Here is a 21,858-nt window from a genome sequence, read left to right on the forward strand (position 1 = left end):
TAAACAGGAGGCAATTTAAATGGCTGAACAAGTAGATTTTGATATCGCAATAATCGGTGCAGGTCCAGCAGGTATGACTGCAGCAGTTTACGCTTCACGTGCAAATTTAAGCACTGTGATGATTGAACGTGGTATGCCAGGTGGACAAATGGCAAATACTGAAGAAGTGGAGAACTTCCCAGGCTTTGAAATGGTAACTGGACCAGATTTATCGACAAAAATGTTTGAACATGCGAAAAAATTTGGTGCAAAATATCAATATGGTGATATTAAATCGATAGAAGATAAAGGTAGTTACAAAGAAATTAATCTAGGTAACAATGTGATTACAGCACATGCAGTTATCATTGCAACAGGCGCAGAATATAAAAAAATCGGAGTACCAGGTGAGCAAGAACTTGGTGGCCGTGGTGTAAGTTATTGTGCAGTATGTGATGGCGCATTCTTTAAAGGTAAAAAGTTATTTGTTATCGGTGGTGGAGATTCAGCTGTCGAAGAAGGCACTTTCTTAACAAAATTTGCTGACAGCGTTACAATTGTACATCGTAGAGATGAGTTGCGTGCTCAAAAAATCTTGCAAGATCGTGCATTTAAAAACGACAAAATCGATTTCATCTGGAGCCATACTCTGAAAACAATCAATGAGAAAGACGGCAAAGTTGGCTCAGTTACTTTAGAGTCTACTAAAGATGGCGCGGAACAAACGCTTGATGCAGATGGTGTATTCGTCTATATTGGTATGAAACCATTAACTGCACCATTCCAAGACTTAGGCATTACCAATGAAGTTGGTTATATCCTAACAAATGAAGATATGAGCACAAGTATTCCTGGCGTTTATGCAGCTGGTGATGTGCGTGAGAAAGGTTTACGCCAAATCGTTACTGCAACAGGTGATGGAAGTATTGCAGCACAAAGTGCAATTGCATTTATAGAACACCTTAAAGATTCAATTGAAGCATAATTTTAATTTGAATGTATTAAATAACTAATAAATTTCAGTCATAGCTAGAATGTGAACTTACTATTTTTGTATGGAGAAGCATTCTAGCTTTTTTCATAATTGTACTAATAGAGTAGGTGAATCATTAGTTGCATAGCAAATACTTAAGGATAAGATGAAGCATCTCAGTAACTCATATTAAAATCAAAAATGTAACTTAACATAAATCGTTTATGCTTGTGATTCAAGTTACTTATAAATCATTTTGCTAAAATATGATTAAACTACTACCTAAGACCTTTTTCATGTAAAATAATATATGATAGCATAAGATTGTTAGACTTGTTTATAGTGAAATGTATCATACATAATTAAAATATGGACTGTTAACAATGTAAAAACATTTTATGATAAATAAATCGACGGATGGTGTAAATGATGCAACTAGAAGAAAAAGAAATAATAAAAAGTGAATTATTAGTCGTGACAGGTTTATCAGGTGCAGGTAAATCTGTAGTTATTCAAAGCCTTGAAGATATTGGGTACTTTTGTGTTGATAATTTACCACCCATACTTTTACCGAAATTTGTAGAATTGATGGGACAAGGTAATCCATCATTACAAAAAGTAGCGATTGCCATTGATTTAAGAGGGAAAGAATTATTCAAATCTCTGATAAAAGAAATGGACTTAATTAAGAGTAATACTGATGTCATTGTTGACATGATGTTTTTAGAAGCATCAGATGAACGTTTGATTTCAAGATATAAAGAAACGCGCCGCGCCCATCCATTAAATGAAAATGGACAACGTTCTTTGATAGAAGCGATAGAAGAAGAACGAGAATTATTGAATGAAATCAAGGGATTAGCGAATTATACGATTGATACAACGCAAATGAAGCCGAAAGAATTACGTAAACGTATTGATGATTATTTCAATCAAAGTAATGTGCAAACATTTAATATTAATGTGACAAGTTTCGGATTTAAACATGGCATTCAAAGAGATGCCGATCTTGTGTTCGATGTTCGTTTTTTACCGAATCCACATTATGTTGATGAATTGAGACCATTAACTGGTGAAGATGAACCTGTATATAAATACGTGATGAAATGGAAAGAAACAACTATTTTTTATGAAAAATTAATTGATTTACTGAAATTTATGATACCTGGCTACAAAAAAGAAGGGAAATCACAACTTGTTATAGCAATTGGTTGCACAGGAGGACAACATCGATCTGTCGCATTGGCCAAACGTATCGCAGCAGAACTCAAAGAGAGTTTTGACTATAATGTGTATGTGCATCATAGAGATGCGCATGTTGAAAGTGGCGTGAAATTAAAAGATGAGAAGAATTAAACTTGTTCTGATAGGTGGAGGTACCGGTTTATCTGTTTTAGCTCGTGGTTTAAAAGGTTACCCCATCGATATCACTACAATTGTTACAGTGGCGGATGATGGTGGTAGTACTGGGAAAATAAGAAGCGAAATGGATATACCAGCACCTGGGGATATAAGAAACGTAATTTCTGCATTAAGTGAAACAGAATCCACATTGGAACAGTTATTCCAATATCGATTTAAAGAAAATCAGGTCGAAGGGCATTCCCTAGGTAATTTACTGATTGCTGCATTGACGAATATAACTGACGATTTTGGTCATGCGGTCAAAGAATTAAGTAAAATTTTGAATATTAGAGGACGTGTCATTCCCTCTACAAATACGAGTGTAAGATTAAATGCCGTTATGGAAGATGGAGAAGTCGTGTACGGGGAATCTAAAATTCCTAAGAAAAACAAGAAGATTAAACGTGTTTTTTTAGAACCGGAAGATGTGACGCCTATGGAAGAAGCGGTAGAAGCGATTGAAGAAGCAGATTTAATCGTCATGGGACCAGGCTCTTTATATACAAGCGTCATTTCCAACTTATGTGTGAAGGGGATAACAGACGCATTACTTAAAGTAGATTCGCCTAAGTTATATGTATCAAATGTTATGACCCAACCCGGCGAAACGAACAATTATTCGGCGGTAGATCATGTTAATGCAATTCACGACCATATGGGTGAAAAATGTATTAACTATGCGATTTGTAGTACACAAGATTTTCATGGTGATGTCATTGAACGTTACAAAAAAGACGGCGCAGAGCCAGTAAAATGTAATAATGATGAAATGGAAGCACAACATATTAAGGTATTTACACATCCGAATTTAGTAGAAGTTTCATCTGAAAATTATGTGCGACACAATACAGAAGTGTTATCTAAGATGATCTATGAAATTGCCATGAGAGAGACTGCTACAATTGAATTTAATCGCAATAAAGACAACAATAATTGAGAAGATAAAGTATAGAAGGGACTGATTAACTCATGAGCTTTGCATCAGATATGAAAAATGAACTGACAAGAATTGAAGTTGACGAAGAAAATGCAAAAGCAGAGCTCAGTGCACTTATTCGCATGAATGGTGCGCTCAGTCTATCAAATCAACAATTTGTAATCAATGTACAAACAGAAAACGCCACAACTGCGAGACGTATTTATTCACTAATTAAAAAGGTGTTTAGTGTTGAGGTTGAATTACTTGTTAGAAAAAAAATGAAACTGAAGAAGAATAATATATATATTTGTCGTATTAAAACACGTGCGCGTGAGATATTAAATGATTTAGGAATTTTAAAAGATGGCGTATTTACACATGAAATTGATAAAGACATGATTCGAGATGATGAAATGAAACGTAGTTATCTACGTGGAGCATTTTTAGCGGGTGGTTCTGTAAATAATCCTGAAACGTCATCTTATCATTTAGAAATATTTTCACTTTATGAAGATCATTCAGAGGGTATTACTCAACTCATGAATGCATATGAATTAAATGCTAAGCATCTTGAACGCAAAAAAGGAAGTATTGCATATTTAAAAGAAGCAGAAAAAATATCTGATTTCCTAAGTTTAATCGGTGGTTTCCAAGCATTATTGAAGTTTGAAGACGTGCGTATCGTACGTGATATGAGAAACTCAGTAAATCGATTAGTGAATTGCGAAACAGCAAATTTAAATAAAACAGTTAGCGCAGCAATGAAACATGTTGAAAGTATACATTTGATTGATCAAGAAATTGGACTAGATAATCTACCGGATAGATTACGCGAAATAGCGAAACTTAGAATCGAGCATCAAGAAGTTTCACTGAAAGAGTTAGGTGAAATGATGTCTACAGGTAAAATCTCTAAATCGGGTGTTAATCACCGTTTGAGAAAGTTAAACGAAATGGCAGACAAATTGAGAAGCGGAGAACCAATTGAGCTTTAAATCACCAAACTTAGATTGCTCTGAGAATAGAAGTGATTTGTTTATCTCTGAATTTGAATTGATCATAAAATAAATTCGTTCTAGTCATATATAAAATAAGTATGCTAATATAAGAATATTCTAATGGGAAACAATTAGTATAGACGCCTCATGGAGGTGTCTTTTTTAATATAAAAATTCAAAGAATAGAGGAGGTATACTACATGAATGTGATTAAAAAGCATTATAAAAATATTATCTTTTGTTTAATTGGCACGTTAATCAATGCAATCGGTGTAAACTGTTTTTTACTTGGATCAAATTTAGGAGATGGTGGAACAGTTGGCATTTCACTGTCACTCATGTATGCATTTGGCTTATCACCAGCATGGACATCATTCATTATTAATACAATAGTCGTTTTTGTAGGGTGGAAATTTTTAAGTAAAACAGTTGCGGTATATACTGTTATTTCAAATACTGCATTATCATTCTTCTTACATTTAACTGAAAACATCAATCTTGGCGTGGACAATTTTGTAATAAACTCATTATTTGGTGGCGCGATTATTGGTATTGGTGCAGGATTAGTTATATCAACAGGTAGTACACTTGGTGGTACCTCCGTTATTGCGAAAATTGTAAACAAATACACAGAAATTAAGACGTCACAAGGTATTTTTATCCTCGATGCGATTGTCGTACTTTCATTTTTAATGGTATTACCTCTAGAGAATGTGTTATTTACAATTATTATGCTATTCGTTACTGAACGTGCAACGGCATTTATTATAGAAGGATTCAATCCCAAAAAAGCAGTCACAGTCATTTCAAACAAAAGTGAAGATATCAGTGATAAAATCAATGCATTTACTGGAAGAGGCTCTACAATACTTACAGGTAAAGGCGGATATGGTAAGACTGAAACGCATATGTTGTATGTTGTAGTGCCTCAGTCGCAAGTAACAAGAGTGAAAAAATTGGTGAATGAAGTAGATGAAAATGCATTTCTAGTTATTCATGATGTGCGCGATGTTTTAGGTAGCACATTTATTAATATGAATTGATGACGTATTGAATTAGTGTTTTTTAGAATAAAATCGAATAAATATACTGTAATGCGACATTTGTTCTGCTCCTCTTTTTACCTGAATTCTATATATAAAAAGATAAAATTTTGATATATATGGTTTACAATTATGAAAACGGGTATGAATACCATTGTGGTATTTAATTTATTAATACACAGTAAATTTGAAGCAACTATTATATTTCATATATGAAATATAATAGCAAAATGCTTTGATTTGCAAAAAAATTGTTTTTTAGAGGAGAGTAATTATGGGATTTATATTAATGATTATTGTAGGTGGCCTAATTGGATGGCTAGCTGGCGTTATTTTAGGTAAAGATATTCCAGGCGGCATCATTGGAAATATCGTTGCTGGTTTAGTTGGTTCATTAATCGGTAGTAAATTATTAGGTACATGGGGACCAGTATTAGGTGGCGTTCCAATTTTACCAGCATTAATTGGTGCGATCGTTTTAATTCTAATTGTTTCATTTATTTTGAAAGCACTTAGAAAATAATTTGCTAATTAATGATGATAAATAGAAATTGAGATTTATTATCTACTTAGATATTAAAAAAGAGCTTCCTACTTAGTAGGGGCTCTTTTTTGTTTGCTTATGTAACTGAGGTGATCTATCCTTGAATCCCCTCGAAGGGAATCGAACCCCTATCTTAAGAACCGGAATCTTACGTGTTATCCATTACACTACGAGGGGTTAATAAACACATTAATAACAGTGTACAAATCTTAATCGCAACGGTCAATAAGAACAATCTAAGATTCCTAAAAATTTTCGAGCGTTATTTTTTGACCATGTTTGACTTTTAGGTTAAAATAAATTTATCAATTAGAAATAAGGAGGCAATATTAATGAATTTAATACCTACAGTAATTGAAACAACAAACCGTGGGGAACGTGCCTATGACATTTACTCACGTTTATTAAAAGACCGTATTATTATGTTAGGTTCACAAATCGATGATAATGTAGCAAACTCTATTGTTTCTCAATTATTATTTTTACAAGCTCAAGATGCAGAGAAAGATATCTATCTTTACATTAACTCACCAGGTGGTAGTGTAACTGCTGGGTTTGCGATTTATGATACAATTCAACACATCAAACCAGATGTACAAACAATTTGTATTGGTATGGCTGCATCAATGGGGTCATTCCTACTTGCAGCAGGTGCGAAAGGTAAACGTTTCGCATTACCAAATGCTGAAGTTATGATTCACCAACCACTAGGTGGTGCGCAAGGACAAGCAACAGAAATTGAAATTGCTGCTAACCATATTCTTAAAACACGTGCTAAATTAAACCAAATTTTAGCTGAACGTACAGGTCAATCAATCGAAAAAATTGAAAAAGATACAGATCGTGATAATTTCTTATCAGCTGAAGAAGCGAAAGTTTACGGTTTAGTTGATGAAGTAATGATTCCAGAATCATAAGATAAGAATATAAAAAAACTGGCTAAGACATCTATTGTCTTAGTCAGTTTTTTTGTTATTTGCGATTCGATTGTGTATGCTTCTTTTCTTGATTGCCTAACATTAATCTAATGGCTATTGTTGTAATAACAAGTCCTAGAATGATTAATATTAAAGAAACAGTAAGCATCACGAGTGTAGTATCAAAAGCCATTGCGCCATTTAGAAGAAATAATAGGCCTACAATTAATAATAAAATATGTGTTAATCGGTCATGTTTCATATTAAATTTCGCTTCCTAACTGAATTATTGTACTAAGTCCTCAAGCGCAATTTTTAAATCGGGATATTTAAATTTAAAATTAATTGCTTGGAGTTTATTTGGAATTACCTTTTGTGTGTCGAGTATGACTGTAGACCTTTGTCCTAAAGCTAGTTTTAGCACAAAGGATGGTACCCATGTATGATGTGGTCGGTGCGTTACACGTGCAATTGTATAACCGAATAAGTTTTGGTGTTCGACAATTGGAGCTGTAAAGTTAAAGACACCTTGAGCTTTGTCTGTATTAATCGTATGCAGGATTGCTCTCGTTAAATCATCAATATGAATCCAAGAATACCATTGACGTCCTGAGCCTAATTTTCCACCTAGGTATAAATCGTAAGGTAGTTTCATCATAGGTAAGGCGCCACCCTCATTAGAAAGAATCATACCGAATCTACCGATAATAACGCGCGTGCCTAAGTCTTCGAATTGGCGAGCAAAGCGTTCCCATTGGTAAACGACTTCTGATAGGAAATCAAATGGCAATGTTTTGTATAATTCTGTATATGTTCGATTTAGATCAGGCTTATAATACCCAACAGCACTTGCATTGAAAAATACAGAAGGCTTATATTCACGTGTTTTAAACAATTCGAATAAAGATTGTGTAGCCTGTATTCGACTCAACATAATCGTTTGTTTATAAGCTTGAGTCCATCTTTTATTGAGACTAGCACCTGCTAAATTGATAACAATATCAATATTGGGTACTTGATCTTGCCAACCTGGCTGTGACCAATTAACGTATGAAATTTTAGGGTGCGTCGTCGTTATATCTTGTCTTGTGAGTATCGTGATATGTGCGTCACTTTGTACGAGTGCTTCAACAAGTTGTGTGCCGACCATACCAGTACCACCAGTTATTAAAAATTGTTTCATTTTATCACCTCATGAGTATTCCTACCTAATATTGCAATAATTATATAGTATTTTCATCGCATTTGAAGGTCATAATTTTTTCAAACTTTGTTCAATAATATGTCATTTACTTTACGCTAGACCTATTTAAAATAAAATAGATACACATTATAATAAAAGTACCTTCGATATGAATTAATCATCTCTTAATTATTTCGAGTATACCCCATAATATACTAGCGAAGGTAAAATTTTGACTCCCTTTAGTAGTGGCCTATACGTCTATCGTATAGGTCTTTATTTATATATTAACGTATGTAAAGCACAGGAACTATCTTTTTACTTAAGATTTGTTAAGTCGTACGTATGATAAAATGTTATAATTTAAAATAGATAAAACAAAATGAAACCAAAGCCAAATAGCAGCAAACACATTGTCATTATAAAAAAACCAAAACGTGTTTTCGAATAAGATTTTGTTTCATACTCCTCGTTGTCTAACATCATTTGACGTAGGCCATTACGAGGATTATCGTCATTGTGGTCTAGTGCTTTAAAATCAAAAGAGTCATGATTTTTCATTTTTATAACACATCCTGTTATGATAATAGAGAAAGTATCAATTTTAATATTTTATTTCTATAAAAGTATTGAAAGTGAAGAATCTTTTAGCTTAAGATAAGTTTAAAGAATAAAATAGTAATTCACATAATGTATTTTACTATAGATATAACCTTAGGATAACATCAAGTTAAGAAAATCAATAATAAGTTTGATTCGCAAATGAAATAGTGTAAAATACACATTTGGTATTAAACTTAAATGCGCATAAAAAGTTAAGATATAAAGTGAAGTGAGGGAAGTATATGCCTAATCAAAATAACAATTTTGATGATCAAAACAATAAGAAAATGAGTGGTTTTGCGAAAATAGTTAGTGGTTTAATTGTCCTATTATTAGTTGGAGGACTTGTTTTCGCTATTTTAGCATTTGTGGATCATTCCAATAAAGCTAATGAACGTTTAGCAGATCAGAAACAAGAGGAAAAAGATAAAGATAAAGCGACAAAAGAGAAAAAGACGAAGGAAAAATCTACTGAAGAAATTCAGCAGACACAGCAAACGCAACAAGTCCCTCAGACACAACAAACACAACAAACACAACAGACGCAACAACGTACACAACAACCTGCAACTACACAGCGTACAACTGAAGAAAGAAAAACTGCAGAAAAAACAAAAGAAGCAACAACGGAAGAACGTACGACTGAAGAGCGTACTACTGAGGAAAAGACAACTGAAGAGAAAACACCTCAACCATCAACTGAAAAAAAAACGACTGAACCAACAAGAGAGCAAACAAAACGTGAACCTTCAACACAACAAAGAAGCGCTCAAAACAATACACAACAAAAATCAACGCAAAATAGCAACAACCGTAATTCAAACACAAGTAGAAGCGCACAATCATCAAATGAATAAAAATGCTCACTCAAAAAGCAATCGCTCAAATGTAGCGATTGCTTTTTTAAATTTTTATAAAAACATCAGAAATGAGACTGAAGTATCTATATAATCCAGATTAAAAGAAGAAATTTAATAAAAAGGTGATTAAAGCAGACAACAAAACAAGTGTCATACAACCACTGAGGCAACCAAATGGTCCACAGCCGCAACCAATATTTTTCGAATAATGATAGGAGCCTCGTGGTGACGTAGTGTTAAATTGTTGTTGTCCTTGTTTGAAGTAGCTATCATCCTTATAACGTTGGTCTTTTGGATCAATTACTTCTGGTTGTTGGTCTCGAGTCATGAGAGGTCCTCCCAATTTGTAAGTATTCGATTACATTTTAATAATTATAGAGCATGGATACAAAGAATAAACACTATTTAATATATTAAATGCAAGTTTATTGTGGCGGTCTTATTTATTTCAAGCATATGCTTATTGACGAGAATACTGAGCCTTAGGCATTGAATGCAGAGCTATGTGAAGATGGTTTTTGATTATATTGCAACTCTAAATTAATTGAATGAATTTCACAGTTGAATGATTATTAATATACGAAACGGGTATTATATCACTGTAAGCGATATGAGTAGGTATAGTATTAAAAGCGAAATTTGAAGTAAAAAGTATTTCTCTTGCAATTTCAAATTCATAGTAGTATTATTGCAAATATAAGAGGTTATATTTTTTTGTCCCACTAGGGACGAAAAAAGTCAATCTATGGTTGGAACTTGACCCTTTATATAGAAACGGAGGAGGATAGTAGTGAAGGATTTGGTAAAAATTCAACAAAAGCTTGTGCCAGAACTTGTTGAAAAAATGTATCGACGTTTTTCAATTCTCACTACTATTGCAAAGCACCAACCAGTAGGTCGACGTAGTTTAAGTGAATATATGGATTTAACTGAACGCGTACTTCGTTCTGAAACAGATATTTTGAAACAACAAGCACTAATCAAAGTTAAACCCACTGGTATGGAAATTACCGAAGCAGGTGAAACAATGGTGCGTCAGTTGAATAGTTATTTTAATATATTTTCTGATGACCATCATCTTGCACAAGTAATTAAAGAACAGTATGGGATTGATGAAGTCTATGTAATTCCAGGTGATTCAGATGCTGATCAAACAGTAAAAATTGAATTATCTCGACAAGCAGGACAGTTAGTTGAAGATGTGCTTTCTGATGATGCAATTGTTGCAGTCACAGGAGGGTCAACAATGGCCTATGTGAGTGAAGCAATGCATAATCAACCATACAATGTATTTTTTGTTCCAGCTCGAGGTGGACTTGGCGAGAATGTTGTATATCAAGCGAATACTATCGCAGCTAGTATGGCACAACAAACAAATGGCGATTATACAACATTATACGTGCCAGATAATGTAAGTGAGACAACATACAATACACTTATGTTAGAACCATCAGTAATTCATACACTTGAAAAAATTAAAGAATCCAACATAACAATCCATGGCATTGGTGATGCGCTGAAGATGGCGCGAAGACGTCAATCACCTAACGAAGTTATAGATAAACTTCAACATCACAATGCCTCGGGAGAAGCATTTGGATATTATTTCGATGATCAAGGCGATATTGTCCATAAAGTGAAAACAATTGGACTACAATTAGAAGATCTTGAGTCGAAAAAGTTTATCTTTGCTGTCGCTGGGGGTAAATCAAAAGGAGAGGCAATTAAAGCTTATCTTTCAATTGCCCCTAAGAACACTGTATTAATTACAGATGAAGGCGCAGCGAGCATAATCACGAATAACAGTAATAAAAAGTAATTATACTTTTTAAATATCATTATTAAAGGAGGCCATTTTAATGGCAGTAAAAGTAGCAATTAATGGTTTTGGTAGAATTGGTCGTTTAGCATTCAGAAGAATTCAAAACGTTGACGGAATCGACGTAGTAGCAGTAAATGACTTAACAGATGACGAAATGTTAGCGCATTTATTAAAATATGACACTATGCAAGGACGCTTCACAGGAGAAGTTGAAGTTGAAAATGACGGTTTCCGTGTAAACGGACAAGAAGTTAAATCATTCTCTGAGCCAGACCCAAGCAAATTACCTTGGAAAGACTTAGACATTGATGTTGTATTAGAATGTACTGGTTTCTTCGCTGATAAAGAAAAAGCAGAAGCTCACATCAATGCTGGTGCTAAAAAAGTATTAATCTCTGCTCCAGCTACTGGCGACTTAAAAACAATCGTTTACAACACGAACCACCAAGAATTAGACGGTTCAGAAACAGTTGTTTCAGGTGCTTCATGTACTACAAACTCATTAGCGCCTGTTGCTAAAGTGTTAAATGATGACTTTGGTTTAGTTGAAGGTTTCATGACTACAATTCACGCATACACTGGTGACCAAAGTACTCAAGATGCTCCACACAGAAAAGGCGACAAACGTCGTGCGCGTGCAGCAGCTGAAAACATCATCCCTAACTCAACTGGTGCTGCTAAAGCAATCGGCCTAGTAATTCCTGAAATTGATGGTAAATTAGACGGTGGAGCACAACGTGTTCCTGTAGCAACTGGTTCATTAACTGAATTAACAGTTGTTTTAGAGAAAAATGTAAGCATTGAAGACGTAAATGCTGCAATGAAAAATGCATCAAACGAATCATTCGGTTACACTGAAGACGAAATCGTTTCTTCTGACGTAATTGGTATGACTTACGGTTCATTATTCGATGCAACACAAACTCGTGTAATGACAGTTGGCGATCGTCAATTAGTTAAAGTAGCAGCTTGGTACGATAACGAAATGTCTTACACTTCACAATTAGTTCGTACATTAGAACACTTAGCAACTCAAGCTAAATAATTCGATCTAAAAAATGAATTTAGCAAGCTTAATGTGCTGTTAAATTTTCAACAATAAGCTTAGGAGTAAGCGGGGAGCACAACGCTTCTCCGCTTATTTTAATTTATTGTTCCATTCAGAGGAGGAAGCTTACATGGCTAAAAAAATTGTAACTGACTTAGAATTAAAAGGTAAAACTGTACTTGTTCGTGCTGATTTCAACGTACCAATGAAAGATGGAGAAATCACAGATGATAATCGTATCGTTCAAGCCTTACCAACGATTAAATATATCATTGAACAAGGTGGAAAAATCGTCCTATTCTCACATTTAGGTAAAGTGAAAGAAGAAGGCGATAAAGCTGGATTAACATTGAAACCAGTAGCAGATGCATTATCTGAAAAATTAGGTAAAGAAATTACATTCGTACCTGAAACACGTGGTGAAAAATTAGAACAAGCTGTTAAAGATTTAAACGACGGTGATGTACTATTAGTTGAAAATACACGTTATGAAGATGTAGATGGTAAAAAAGAATCTAAAAATGATCCTGAATTAGGTAAATACTGGGCGTCACTTGGCGATGTGTTTGTAAACGACGCATTTGGAACTGCACACCGTGAACACGCTTCAAACGTTGGTATTGCATCTAACTTAGAAACTGTTGCTGGATTCTTAATGGAAAAAGAAATTAAGTACATCGGTGGCGTTGTTGAAAATCCTGATAAACCTGTCGTTGCAATTCTTGGTGGTGCCAAAGCTTCTGACAAGATTGGCGTTATCACAAACTTATTAAACATTGCTGATAAAGTACTTATCGGTGGTGGTATGTCATACACATTCTTTAAAGCACAAGGTAAAGAAATTGGTTTATCACTTTTAGAAAAAGATAAAGTTGATTTTGCCAAAGAATTACTAGACCGTGCAGGCGATCAAATCGTTTTACCAGTAGATTGTAAAATCGCTAAAGAATTCTCAAATGATGCTGAAATTACAGAAGTTTCTGTTGACGATATTCCAGCAGATCAAGAAGCAATGGATATTGGACCAAAAACAGTTGAACTATTCAAAGAACAATTACAAGGTGCACATACTGTAGTATGGAACGGACCTATGGGTGTATTTGAATTAAGTAACTTTGCTAAAGGTACAATTGGCGTTTGTGAAGCAATCGCAGAATTAAAAGATGCGAATACAATTATTGGTGGCGGTGACTCTGCAGCAGCAGCGATTTCACTTGGCTACGGTGATGACTTCAGCCATATTTCAACAGGTGGCGGTGCGTCATTAGAATACCTTGAAGGTAAAGAATTACCAGGTGTAGTAGCAATCGCTAACAAATAAGCGCACGACTAAAAACAGCAATCAGTGATTATTCGTGACAACACAATTAATCATAATTTACTAATAGGAGTGTAATATAATGAGACAACCAATTATCGCAGGTAACTGGAAAATGAACAAAACGGTAAAAGAAGCTAAAGATTTTATCAATGAATTACCAGCATTACCAGATACGAAAGAAGTAGAATCTGTAATTTGTGCACCAACAATTCAATTAGATGCATTAGTTACTTTAGTTAACGAAGGTAAGGCACAAGGATTAGAAATCGGTGCTCAAAATGCTTACTTTGAAGACAATGGTGCATTCACTGGTGAAACATCTCCAGTTGCATTAGCTGACTTAGGTGTTAAATATGTAGTTATTGGACACTCAGAACGTCGTGAAATCTTCCATGAAACTGATGAAGAAATTAACAAAAAAGCACACGCTGTATTCAACCACGGTATGACTCCAATCGTTTGTGTCGGTGAAACAGACGAAGAGCGTGAAAGTGGTAAAGCTAACGAAGTTGTTGGCAACCAAGTGAAAAAAGCTGTAGAAGGTCTTTCAGAAGAACAACTACAAAAACTTGTAATTGCATATGAACCAGTATGGGCAATCGGTACTGGTAAATCATCAACAGCTAAAGATGCAAATGAAATGTGTGCATTCGTTAGACAAACTGTTGCAGAATTATCAAGCCAAACAGTTGCTGATGCAACACGTATTCAATATGGTGGTAGTGTTAAACCTAACAACATTAAAGAATACATGGCAGAATCAGACATTGATGGTGCACTTGTAGGTGGCGCATCTCTTAAAGTGGATGATTTTGTACAATTGTTAGAAGGTGCAAAATAATATGGCGAAACAACCAACTGCTTTAATTATTTTAGATGGCTTTGCGAATAGAGAAAGCGAACATGGTAATGCTGTTAAATTAGCGCATAAACCAAATTTCGATCGCTATTACAGTAAGTATCCAACAACTCAAATAGAGGCAAGTGGTTTAGATGTTGGACTTCCTGAAGGTCAGATGGGTAATTCAGAAGTTGGCCATATGAATATTGGTGCTGGACGCGTTGTGTATCAAAGCTTAACGCGTATCAACAAATCAATTGAAGACGGTGACTTCTTCGATAACGATGTATTAAACCGCGCGATTGATCATGTGAAATCAAATAATTCAGCATTGCATATCTTTGGTTTATTATCTGATGGTGGTGTGCACAGTCATTACAAACACCTTTTTGCATTATTAGAATTAGCTAAAAAACAAGGCGTTGAAAAAGTTTATGTTCATGCATTTTTAGACGGTCGTGACGTAGATCAAAAATCAGCGTTGAAATATATTGAAGAAACTGAAGCTAAATTTAATGAACTTGGTATTGGTAAATTCGCCTCTGTATCTGGTCGTTATTATGCTATGGACCGCGATAAACGTTGGGACAGAGAAGAAAAAGCTTATAATGCTATTCGTAACTTCGGTGGAGAAACATTTGAATCAGCTAAAGCTGGTGTTGAAGCAAATTACGATAAAGATTTAACTGATGAGTTTGTTGAACCATTTATCGTGCAAGACCAAAACGAAGGTGTGAATGATGGCGACGCAGTTATCTTTTATAATTTCCGTCCAGATAGAGCCGGACAACTGTCAGAAGTATTTACAGACAAAGCGTTTAAAGGATTTAAAATAGAACAAATTAATGATTTATTCTACGCTACCTTCACTAAATATAACGATAATGTAGATGCTGAAATCGTGTTTGAAAAAGTAGACTTAACAAACACAATCGGTGAAGTTGCGCAAGATAATGGTCTAAAGCAATTACGTATTGCAGAAACTGAAAAATTCCCACATGTAACTTATTTCATGAGTGGCGGTCGTAACGATGAATTTGAAGGTGAACGTCGTCGATTAATTGATTCACCTAAAGTTGCAACTTATGACTTGAAACCAGAAATGAGTGCATATGAAGTTAAAGATGCTTTAATCGAAGAACTTGATAAAGGTGACTTAGATTTAATCCTCTTAAACTTTGCGAACCCTGACATGGTTGGACATAGCGGTATGCTAGAACCAACGATTAAAGCAATTGAAGCTGTAGACGAATGTTTAGGTGAAGTTGTTGATAAAATCATCGACATGGGTGGTCATGCAATTATCACTGCCGATCATGGTAACTCAGACATGGTACTTACAGACGATGATCAACCAATGACAACACACACAACAAATCCTGTGCCAGTCATTCTTACTAAAGATGGCGTGACATTACGTGAAACAGGTCGTCTCGGCGATTTAGCACCAACATTATTAGATTTATTAAATGTATCTCAACCAGAAGATATGACTGGTGAATCACTCATTAATCATTAATAATTCTTTAAATGATGTTCAAAATGAGGTTGAGGCAGAAATCGACTTTTTATCTCAATCACATTTTCCAAATATTTATAGCAAAAATCAAACAACTCAAGAGAATTAAATTACTTTGTATTTATAGTATTTAAAGCTATAATGAAGATGAAATTTAATATTTCTAAACTACTTATTTATAAAGGAGATTATAAACATGCCAATTATTACAGATGTTTACGCTCGCGAAGTCTTAGACTCTCGTGGTAACCCAACAGTTGAAGTAGAAGTATTAACTGAAAGTGGTGCTTTTGGACGTGCATTAGTTCCATCAGGTGCCTCTACTGGTGAACATGAAGCAGTAGAATTACGTGACGGTGACAAATCACGTTACTTAGGTAAAGGTGTAACGAAAGCCGTTGACAACGTTAACGAAATTATTGCACCAGAACTTATTGAAGGTGAATTTTCAGTATTAGAACAAGTATCAATCGATAAAATGATGATCCAATTAGACGGTACTGAAAACAAAGGTAAATTAGGCGCTAACGCAATCCTAGGCGTTTCAATCGCAGTAGCTCGTGCAGCAGCTGATTTACTTGGTCAACCACTTTACAAATACTTAGGTGGATTTAACGGTAAACAATTACCAGTTCCAATGATGAACATCGTAAATGGTGGTTCTCACTCTGATGCACCAATCGCATTCCAAGAATTCATGGTATTACCTGTAGGTGCAGAATCATTCAAAGAATCATTACGTTGGGGAGCAGAAATCTTCCACAACTTAAAATCAATCCTTAAAAATCGTGGTTTAGAAACAGCAGTAGGTGACGAAGGTGGTTTCGCTCCTAAATTCGAAGGTACTGAAGACGCTGTTGAAACAATCTTAGAAGCTATTAAAGCAGTAGGTTTAGAGCCTGGTAAAGATGTATTCTTAGGTTTCGACTGTGCTTCTTCTGAATTCTTTGAAGATGGTGTATACAACTACGCTAAATTCGAAGGTGAAAATGGTGCAAAACGTTCTGCTGAAGAACAAGTAGACTACCTTGAAGAATTAGTAAACAAATACCCAATCATCACTATCGAAGACGGTATGGATGAAAACGACTGGGACGGTTGGAAAGTGTTAACTGAACGTATCGGTGACAAAGTACAATTAGTAGGTGACGACTTATTCGTTACAAACACAGTTAAATTATCTGAAGGTATTGAAAAAGGTATCGGTAACTCAATCTTAATCAAAGTTAATCAAATCGGTACATTAACTGAAACATTTGACGCTATCGAAATGGCTCAAAAAGCTGGTTACACAGCAGTTGTATCACACCGTTCAGGTGAAACTGAAGATACTACAATTTCTGACATTGCAGTTGCAACAAATGCAGGTCAAATTAAAACTGGTTCATTATCAAGAACTGACCGTATTGCTAAATACAACCAATTATTACGTATCGAAGATGAATTATTCGAAACAGGTAAGTTTGACGGACTTAAATCATTCTACAACTTATCTAAATAAGATCGCTTAACAATTTAAGAGTTCACGCGCTAAACGCAGGCCAGTAATGGCCTGCGTTTTTTGGGAGCGGTACAGAAATATCTGGTATATTTCGTTGTACCGCCCCGGCAAGGATGACTAGGCTTGAAAGGTTTATCTGAGCTGAAGCTCATGTATAAAGTCTCACTAACTTAATGAATTAAGCAGTGAGACTTTATATTTTCAAGCCAGGCAGCTACTGCCCAAGTACTACCTTCACAATTGGAGGAACACTTTAATTGTTCATCTTTTACAATGAAACTGATATAATTAAAGATGTAAATTATAGAAGGAGCATTAACCAATGATGGAAGCAAAACCTAAATCTAGAGAAATTAAAACGGCACATTTAATTGCATATAGTTCAGTCATTATAGTGATACTTTCAGCGATACATTTATTCTTAGTATTAGATGATAGTGTCATTAAACAAATGCTGACAAATAGTGGTCAACAGGCATCTGAGAACGCTGTAGGAACAATTAAGAGTAGTTTCCAATTTACAGGTATTATGTATCTCCTAGCCAATCTGGCGGGGGTATTAGCTATATGGAATCGCCATACATACCTATGGTGGTTTATGTTTGCAGTATTCGCATCACAAATTTTATATAACTTAATCAATATCGGTGCAGTATTTAGTGCAGTGTTAGATGTGAAATCAGGAATAAATTTAATTCCATTGACAGTTGTGTTAGTGATGTCATTCATATTAGCTGTATATATGTTGATTGTTTCTATAAAACGTAAAAGCACGTTCAATCGATAGAAGTTTGCTAAAGACGACAAACCTATGATATAATGCGTTTCGTATATAATGAATGGAGGACAAATTTTCATGCATACATTAATAATAGTACTATTGATTTTAGATTGTATTGCATTAGTAACTGTGGTGTTACTCCAAGAAGGTAAAAGTAATGGACTATCAGGCGCAATTAGCGGTGGTGCCGAACAGTTATTTGGTAAGCAAAAGCAACGCGGTATTGATTTATTCTTGCATAGACTAACAATTATATTGGCTATCATTTTCTTTGTGTTAATGCTAGGCATTAGTTATTTTGGTTTATAAGGTCCGACAATGTTAAAGTCGGGCTTTTTTATTTATAATAGATGTAACGACCTTAATCATGATTGAAATATATATGAGATAACTCAAATAGAGAACAATGTATGTGAAAGGAATGAAACATAATGCAGATTAAACTTCCAGAGCCATTCTTTTTTGAAGAAGGTAATAGAGCGGTGTTATTGTTACACGGTTTTACGGGGAATTCTTCAGATGTTAGGCAACTTGGTCGCTTTTTACAGAAAAAAGGCTACACATCTTATGCACCGCAGTATGAAGGGCATGCGGCGCCTCCCGAAGAAATACTCCAATCTAGCCCATTTGTATGGTTTAAAGATGCGCTAGATGGCTATGATTTCCTAGTTGAAAAGGGCTATGATGAAATTGTTGTTGCCGGTTTATCACTAGGTGGCTGTTATGCATTAAAATTAAGCTTAAATAGAGATGTAAAGGGTATTGTAACAATGTGCTCGCCAATGTATATCAAGACAGAAGGTGCGATGTTTGATGGTGTACTCGAATATGCGCGTAATTTTAAAAAATACGAAGGCAAAGATCAAGCAACAATTGATAAAGAGATGGACAACTTCAAACCTACAGACACATTAAAAGAGTTACAAGGTCAAATTCAAGATGTCAGAGAACATATTGATGAAGTCATGGATCCATTATTAGTTATTCAAGCAGAACAAGACCAAATGATTAATACAGATTCTGCAAACGTTATATACAATGAGAGCGAATCCGATGACAAAGATATTAAATGGTATGCCAATTCGGGGCATGTCATTACAATTGATAAAGAAAAAGAAGCTGTATTTGAAGAGATATACAAATTCTTAGAATCATTAGATTGGTCTCACTAAAAAGGAAGTATTTAAAATAGAAAGGAGGGGCATAATGAATTTAAAACAATCCATTGAAGAAATTATCAAGCAACCAGATTACGAACCAATGTCAGTATCTGATTTTCAAGATGCATTAGGTTTAAATAGTGCCGACTCATTTAGAGATTTAATAAAGGTGCTTGTCGAACTAGAACAATCAGGTTTGATTGAGCGTACGAAGACAGACAGATATCAATGTAAAGGTACGAAGCAGTCTAAGCAATCGAAGTTAATCAAAGGTAAATTGAGTCAGAATAAAAAGGGATTTGCATTCTTACGTCCAGAAGAAGAGGATATGGATGATATCTTTATCCCACCAACAAAAATTAATAGAGCGATGGACGGCGATACTGTCCTCGTAGAAGTCCATCAGTCTAAAGGTGAACACAAAGGTAAATTAGAAGGCGAAGTTAAGACGATTGAAACACATTCCGTTACACAAGTGGTAGGGACTTATAGTGAAGCACGTCACTTCGGATTTGTATTGCCAGATGACAAGCGTATTATGCAGGACATTTTTATTCCAAAAGGTCAGAATCTTGGTGCTGTTGATGGACACAAAGTGCTCGTACAAATTTCAAAATACGCAGATGGTACAGATAACCCAGAAGGTATCGTGTCAGCAATTTTAGGCCATAAGAATGACCCAGGCGTAGATATTCTATCTATCATCTATCAACATGGTATCGAAATTGAATTCCCTGATAATGTACTTTCAGAAGCAGAGGCAGTACCGGAAACAATTGAGCCATCTCAAATCAAAGGACGTCGCGATTTACGTGATGAATTAACGATTACAATTGATGGTGCAGATGCCAAAGATTTAGATGATGCGATTAGCGTTAAAAAATTAGGCAATGGCCACACGCAATTAACAGTAAGTATTGCAGATGTCAGCTACTACGTAACCGAGGATTCAGCGCTTGATAAAGAGGCATATAGCCGTGCGACAAGTGTGTATCTCGTCGATCGAGTAATTCCAATGATTCCACACCGTTTAAGTAACGGTATTTGTTCTTTAAATCCACACGTGGATCGCTTAACGTTAAGTTGTCAGATGGAAATTGATGAACGTGGTGATGTCGTATCTCATGAAATCTTTGATAGTGTCATCCACTCAAATTACCGTATGACATACGATGAAGTGAATGAAATCATTACAGATCACAATGCGGCAACACGTGATCAATACAGTGAAGTTACACCAATGCTTGATTTAGCGCAGGATTTATCACAACGCCTCATCAATATGAGAAGACGTCGTGGTGAAATCGACTTCGACATTAACGAGGCCAAAGTACTCGTCAACGAAGAAGGCATTCCTACTGATGTTGAAATGAGAAAGCGTGGCGAAGGTGAACGTTTAATCGAGTCATTCATGTTGGCAGCCAATGAAACAATTGCTGAACACTTTGACCGTTTAGAAGTACCGTTTATCTATCGTGTCCATGAACAACCGAAATCAGAACGTTTACGTCAGTTCTTTGATTTTGTAACGAATTTTGGATTAATGATCAAAGGCACAGGCGAAGATATTCATCCTTCTACATTGCAAAAAATCCAACAAGAAGTTGAAGGTCAACCAGAACAAATGGTCATCTCAACGATGATGTTACGTTCAATGCAACAAGCACGTTACGATGATGTGAATTTAGGACACTTTGGTTTATCAGCAGAGTACTATACACATTTCACGTCACCAATCCGTAGATATCCCGATCTTATTGTGCATCGCTTGATTCGCAAATATATTATCGAAAAATCTATGGATAAAAAAGAAAAACGTAAATGGGAAGATATGTTGCCAGAAATCGCAGAACATACGTCACAAAGAGAGCGTAGAGCGATTGATGCAGAACGCGATACAGACGAGTTGAAGAAAGCGGAATATATGGTTCAACATATTGGCGAAGAATTCGAAGGTATTATTAGTTCTGTTGCAAACTTCGGTATGTTTATCGAATTACCAAATACGATTGAAGGTATGGTCCATGTGTCTAACCTTACGGATGACTACTACCATTTTGATGAACGTCAAATGGCAATGATTGGTGAACGCCAAGCTAAAGTGTTCCGTATCGGTGACCCTGTGACAATTAAAGTCATTAATGTAGATGTAGATGAACGCATGATTGATTTCCAAATTGTGGGTATGCCATTACCGAAAAATGAACGCAGCCAAAGACCATCACGTGGTAAGACGATTCAAGCTAAGACCCGTGGTAAATCATCAGACAAGTCTAAAGATGATAGAAATGGCAAAGGCGGCCGTACGAAGCAGAAGCAACGTAAAGGTAAGAACAAACGCCATAATGATAAAAATAAAAATGGTAATACGAAACATAAGCCATTTTACAAAGATAAAAACGTGAAGAATAGAGCACGTAAGAAGAAAAAATAACTCAACAA

General features: G+C 35.3%; 22 protein-coding genes and 1 tRNA gene. 18 read left to right on the forward strand and 5 right to left on the reverse strand.

Going from position 1 to position 21,858, the window contains the following annotated elements; translation table 11 throughout:
* The first annotated feature begins 19 nt into the window (after nt 1-19).
* The 6 genes from trxB to ACSULM_RS02210 all read left to right on the forward strand — a co-directional run bounded on the left by trxB (nt 20) and on the right by ACSULM_RS02210 (nt 5,839).
* Complete coding sequence (trxB, locus tag ACSULM_RS02185) at nt 20-964, forward strand: thioredoxin-disulfide reductase (RefSeq protein WP_436860153.1); 945 nt, start codon at nt 20-22, stop codon at nt 962-964.
* Between the two features lie 417 nt (nt 965-1,381).
* Nucleotides 1,382-2,308, forward strand: coding sequence for an RNase adapter RapZ (gene rapZ / locus ACSULM_RS02190; protein WP_436855363.1), 927 nt, complete (start codon nt 1,382-1,384; stop codon nt 2,306-2,308).
* Nucleotides 2,295-3,293: a gluconeogenesis factor YvcK family protein gene (locus tag ACSULM_RS02195; RefSeq protein WP_436860155.1), complete on the forward strand. Its 999-nt coding sequence runs from the start codon at nt 2,295-2,297 to the stop codon at nt 3,291-3,293. Before rapZ ends, ACSULM_RS02195 begins: the two co-directional genes overlap by 14 nt.
* Before the next feature lie 32 nt (nt 3,294-3,325).
* Complete coding sequence (gene whiA, locus ACSULM_RS02200; RefSeq protein WP_436860157.1) at nt 3,326-4,270, forward strand: DNA-binding protein WhiA; 945 nt, start codon at nt 3,326-3,328, stop codon at nt 4,268-4,270.
* Between the two features lie 203 nt (nt 4,271-4,473).
* Nucleotides 4,474-5,316 carry a YitT family protein gene (locus ACSULM_RS02205; protein ID WP_436855142.1) on the forward strand — a complete coding sequence of 281 codons (843 nt, stop codon included), beginning with the start codon at nt 4,474-4,476 and terminating at the stop codon, nt 5,314-5,316.
* Nucleotides 5,317-5,590: 274 nt separating this feature from the next.
* Complete coding sequence (locus ACSULM_RS02210; protein WP_436860160.1) at nt 5,591-5,839, forward strand: GlsB/YeaQ/YmgE family stress response membrane protein; 249 nt, start codon at nt 5,591-5,593, stop codon at nt 5,837-5,839.
* Between the two features lie 126 nt (nt 5,840-5,965).
* Here ACSULM_RS02210 and ACSULM_RS02215 read toward each other — a convergent pair.
* A tRNA-Arg gene (locus ACSULM_RS02215) sits at nt 5,966-6,037 on the reverse strand.
* 155 nt (nt 6,038-6,192) lie between these two features.
* Here ACSULM_RS02215 and clpP point away from each other — a divergent pair.
* A complete protein-coding gene (clpP, locus tag ACSULM_RS02220) occupies nt 6,193-6,777 on the forward strand; it encodes an ATP-dependent Clp endopeptidase proteolytic subunit ClpP (protein ID WP_436860161.1) in 585 nt (194 codons plus the stop codon).
* A gap of 55 nt (nt 6,778-6,832) precedes the next feature.
* Here the strand turns inward: clpP and ACSULM_RS02225 are convergent, their stop codons facing one another.
* The 3 genes from ACSULM_RS02225 to ACSULM_RS02235 form a co-directional block, all read right to left on the reverse strand.
* Nucleotides 6,833-7,039, reverse strand: coding sequence for a hypothetical protein (locus ACSULM_RS02225; protein WP_436860163.1), 207 nt, complete (start codon nt 7,037-7,039; stop codon nt 6,833-6,835).
* 24 nt (nt 7,040-7,063) lie between these two features.
* Complete coding sequence (locus ACSULM_RS02230) at nt 7,064-7,960, reverse strand: TIGR01777 family oxidoreductase (RefSeq protein WP_436860164.1); 897 nt, start codon at nt 7,958-7,960, stop codon at nt 7,064-7,066.
* A gap of 363 nt (nt 7,961-8,323) precedes the next feature.
* Nucleotides 8,324-8,521, reverse strand: a complete 198-nt coding sequence (locus ACSULM_RS02235; protein ID WP_436860165.1) for a hypothetical protein — start codon at nt 8,519-8,521, stop codon at nt 8,324-8,326.
* A gap of 284 nt (nt 8,522-8,805) precedes the next feature.
* Here ACSULM_RS02235 and ACSULM_RS02240 point away from each other — a divergent pair, with 284 nt between their 5' ends.
* Entirely contained in the window at nt 8,806-9,420 is a 615-nt protein-coding gene (locus ACSULM_RS02240) for a DUF4887 domain-containing protein (RefSeq protein ID WP_436860168.1), read from the forward strand.
* 100 nt (nt 9,421-9,520) lie between these two features.
* Here ACSULM_RS02240 and ACSULM_RS02245 read toward each other — a convergent pair whose 3' ends face one another.
* Nucleotides 9,521-9,751 carry a hypothetical protein gene (locus ACSULM_RS02245; protein ID WP_436860169.1) on the reverse strand — a complete coding sequence of 77 codons (231 nt, stop codon included), beginning with the start codon at nt 9,749-9,751 and terminating at the stop codon, nt 9,521-9,523.
* Nucleotides 9,752-10,213: 462 nt separating this feature from the next.
* On the opposite strand from ACSULM_RS02245, the gene ACSULM_RS02250 reads away from it, so the two are divergent.
* The 10 genes from ACSULM_RS02250 (at nt 10,214) to rnr (ending at nt 21,850) form a co-directional block, all read left to right on the forward strand.
* On the forward strand, nt 10,214-11,242 hold the full coding sequence (locus ACSULM_RS02250; protein WP_436860170.1) for a sugar-binding transcriptional regulator: 1,029 nt from the start codon (nt 10,214-10,216) through the stop codon (nt 11,240-11,242).
* Nucleotides 11,243-11,282: 40 nt separating this feature from the next.
* Complete coding sequence (gene gap, locus ACSULM_RS02255; protein WP_069994438.1) at nt 11,283-12,290, forward strand: type I glyceraldehyde-3-phosphate dehydrogenase; 1,008 nt, start codon at nt 11,283-11,285, stop codon at nt 12,288-12,290.
* Between the two features lie 133 nt (nt 12,291-12,423).
* A complete protein-coding gene (locus ACSULM_RS02260) occupies nt 12,424-13,614 on the forward strand; it encodes a phosphoglycerate kinase (RefSeq protein WP_436860172.1) in 1,191 nt (396 codons plus the stop codon).
* Between the two features lie 79 nt (nt 13,615-13,693).
* Complete coding sequence (gene tpiA, locus ACSULM_RS02265) at nt 13,694-14,455, forward strand: triose-phosphate isomerase (RefSeq protein ID WP_436860174.1); 762 nt, start codon at nt 13,694-13,696, stop codon at nt 14,453-14,455.
* Between the two features lies 1 nt (nt 14,456).
* Nucleotides 14,457-15,974 carry a 2,3-bisphosphoglycerate-independent phosphoglycerate mutase gene (gene gpmI / locus ACSULM_RS02270; protein ID WP_436860175.1) on the forward strand — a complete coding sequence of 506 codons (1,518 nt, stop codon included), beginning with the start codon at nt 14,457-14,459 and terminating at the stop codon, nt 15,972-15,974.
* Nucleotides 15,975-16,170: 196 nt separating this feature from the next.
* Nucleotides 16,171-17,475, forward strand: coding sequence for a surface-displayed alpha-enolase (gene eno / locus ACSULM_RS02275; protein ID WP_436855153.1), 1,305 nt, complete (start codon nt 16,171-16,173; stop codon nt 17,473-17,475).
* Between the two features lie 325 nt (nt 17,476-17,800).
* Complete coding sequence (locus ACSULM_RS02280) at nt 17,801-18,262, forward strand: hypothetical protein (RefSeq protein ID WP_436860273.1); 462 nt, start codon at nt 17,801-17,803, stop codon at nt 18,260-18,262.
* 69 nt (nt 18,263-18,331) lie between these two features.
* Nucleotides 18,332-18,565 (forward strand): preprotein translocase subunit SecG, encoded by a 234-nt coding sequence (secG, locus tag ACSULM_RS02285; protein WP_069996139.1) that lies wholly within the window; start codon nt 18,332-18,334, stop codon nt 18,563-18,565.
* A gap of 122 nt (nt 18,566-18,687) precedes the next feature.
* Nucleotides 18,688-19,428, forward strand: coding sequence for an alpha/beta hydrolase (locus tag ACSULM_RS02290; protein ID WP_436860176.1), 741 nt, complete (start codon nt 18,688-18,690; stop codon nt 19,426-19,428).
* A gap of 34 nt (nt 19,429-19,462) precedes the next feature.
* A complete protein-coding gene (rnr, locus tag ACSULM_RS02295) occupies nt 19,463-21,850 on the forward strand; it encodes a ribonuclease R (RefSeq protein ID WP_436860178.1) in 2,388 nt (795 codons plus the stop codon).
* The last annotated feature ends 8 nt before the right edge of the window (nt 21,851-21,858 follow it).

Origin of the sequence: Staphylococcus caeli, assembly GCF_051413795.1 — a bacterium.
Classification (GTDB): domain Bacteria; phylum Bacillota; class Bacilli; order Staphylococcales; family Staphylococcaceae; genus Staphylococcus; species Staphylococcus caeli_A.

Excerpts from the sequence above, each read along its gene's own strand:
- ACSULM_RS02195 (WP_436860155.1), top strand. The coding sequence starts at position 2,295 with ATGAGAAGAATTAAACTTGTTCTGATAGGTGGAGGTACCGGTTTATCT.
- secG (WP_069996139.1), top strand. The coding sequence starts at position 18,332 with ATGCATACATTAATAATAGTACTATTGATTTTAGATTGTATTGCATTA.
- ACSULM_RS02235 (WP_436860165.1), bottom strand. The coding sequence starts at position 8,521 with ATGAAAAATCATGACTCTTTTGATTTTAAAGCACTAGACCACAATGAC.
- rnr (WP_436860178.1), top strand. The coding sequence starts at position 19,463 with ATGAATTTAAAACAATCCATTGAAGAAATTATCAAGCAACCAGATTAC.
- clpP (WP_436860161.1), top strand. The coding sequence starts at position 6,193 with ATGAATTTAATACCTACAGTAATTGAAACAACAAACCGTGGGGAACGT.
- gpmI (WP_436860175.1), top strand. The coding sequence starts at position 14,457 with ATGGCGAAACAACCAACTGCTTTAATTATTTTAGATGGCTTTGCGAAT.
- whiA (WP_436860157.1), top strand. The coding sequence starts at position 3,326 with ATGAGCTTTGCATCAGATATGAAAAATGAACTGACAAGAATTGAAGTT.
- tpiA (WP_436860174.1), top strand. The coding sequence starts at position 13,694 with ATGAGACAACCAATTATCGCAGGTAACTGGAAAATGAACAAAACGGTA.
- ACSULM_RS02210 (WP_436860160.1), top strand. The coding sequence starts at position 5,591 with ATGGGATTTATATTAATGATTATTGTAGGTGGCCTAATTGGATGGCTA.
- ACSULM_RS02245 (WP_436860169.1), bottom strand. The coding sequence starts at position 9,751 with ATGACTCGAGACCAACAACCAGAAGTAATTGATCCAAAAGACCAACGT.
- ACSULM_RS02290 (WP_436860176.1), top strand. The coding sequence starts at position 18,688 with ATGCAGATTAAACTTCCAGAGCCATTCTTTTTTGAAGAAGGTAATAGA.
- ACSULM_RS02260 (WP_436860172.1), top strand. The coding sequence starts at position 12,424 with ATGGCTAAAAAAATTGTAACTGACTTAGAATTAAAAGGTAAAACTGTA.
- rapZ (WP_436855363.1), top strand. The coding sequence starts at position 1,382 with ATGCAACTAGAAGAAAAAGAAATAATAAAAAGTGAATTATTAGTCGTG.
- ACSULM_RS02205 (WP_436855142.1), top strand. The coding sequence starts at position 4,474 with ATGAATGTGATTAAAAAGCATTATAAAAATATTATCTTTTGTTTAATT.
- ACSULM_RS02240 (WP_436860168.1), top strand. The coding sequence starts at position 8,806 with ATGCCTAATCAAAATAACAATTTTGATGATCAAAACAATAAGAAAATG.
- ACSULM_RS02225 (WP_436860163.1), bottom strand. The coding sequence starts at position 7,039 with ATGAAACATGACCGATTAACACATATTTTATTATTAATTGTAGGCCTA.
- gap (WP_069994438.1), top strand. The coding sequence starts at position 11,283 with ATGGCAGTAAAAGTAGCAATTAATGGTTTTGGTAGAATTGGTCGTTTA.
- eno (WP_436855153.1), top strand. The coding sequence starts at position 16,171 with ATGCCAATTATTACAGATGTTTACGCTCGCGAAGTCTTAGACTCTCGT.
- trxB (WP_436860153.1), top strand. The coding sequence starts at position 20 with ATGGCTGAACAAGTAGATTTTGATATCGCAATAATCGGTGCAGGTCCA.
- ACSULM_RS02230 (WP_436860164.1), bottom strand. The coding sequence starts at position 7,960 with ATGAAACAATTTTTAATAACTGGTGGTACTGGTATGGTCGGCACACAA.
- ACSULM_RS02280 (WP_436860273.1), top strand. The coding sequence starts at position 17,801 with ATGGAAGCAAAACCTAAATCTAGAGAAATTAAAACGGCACATTTAATT.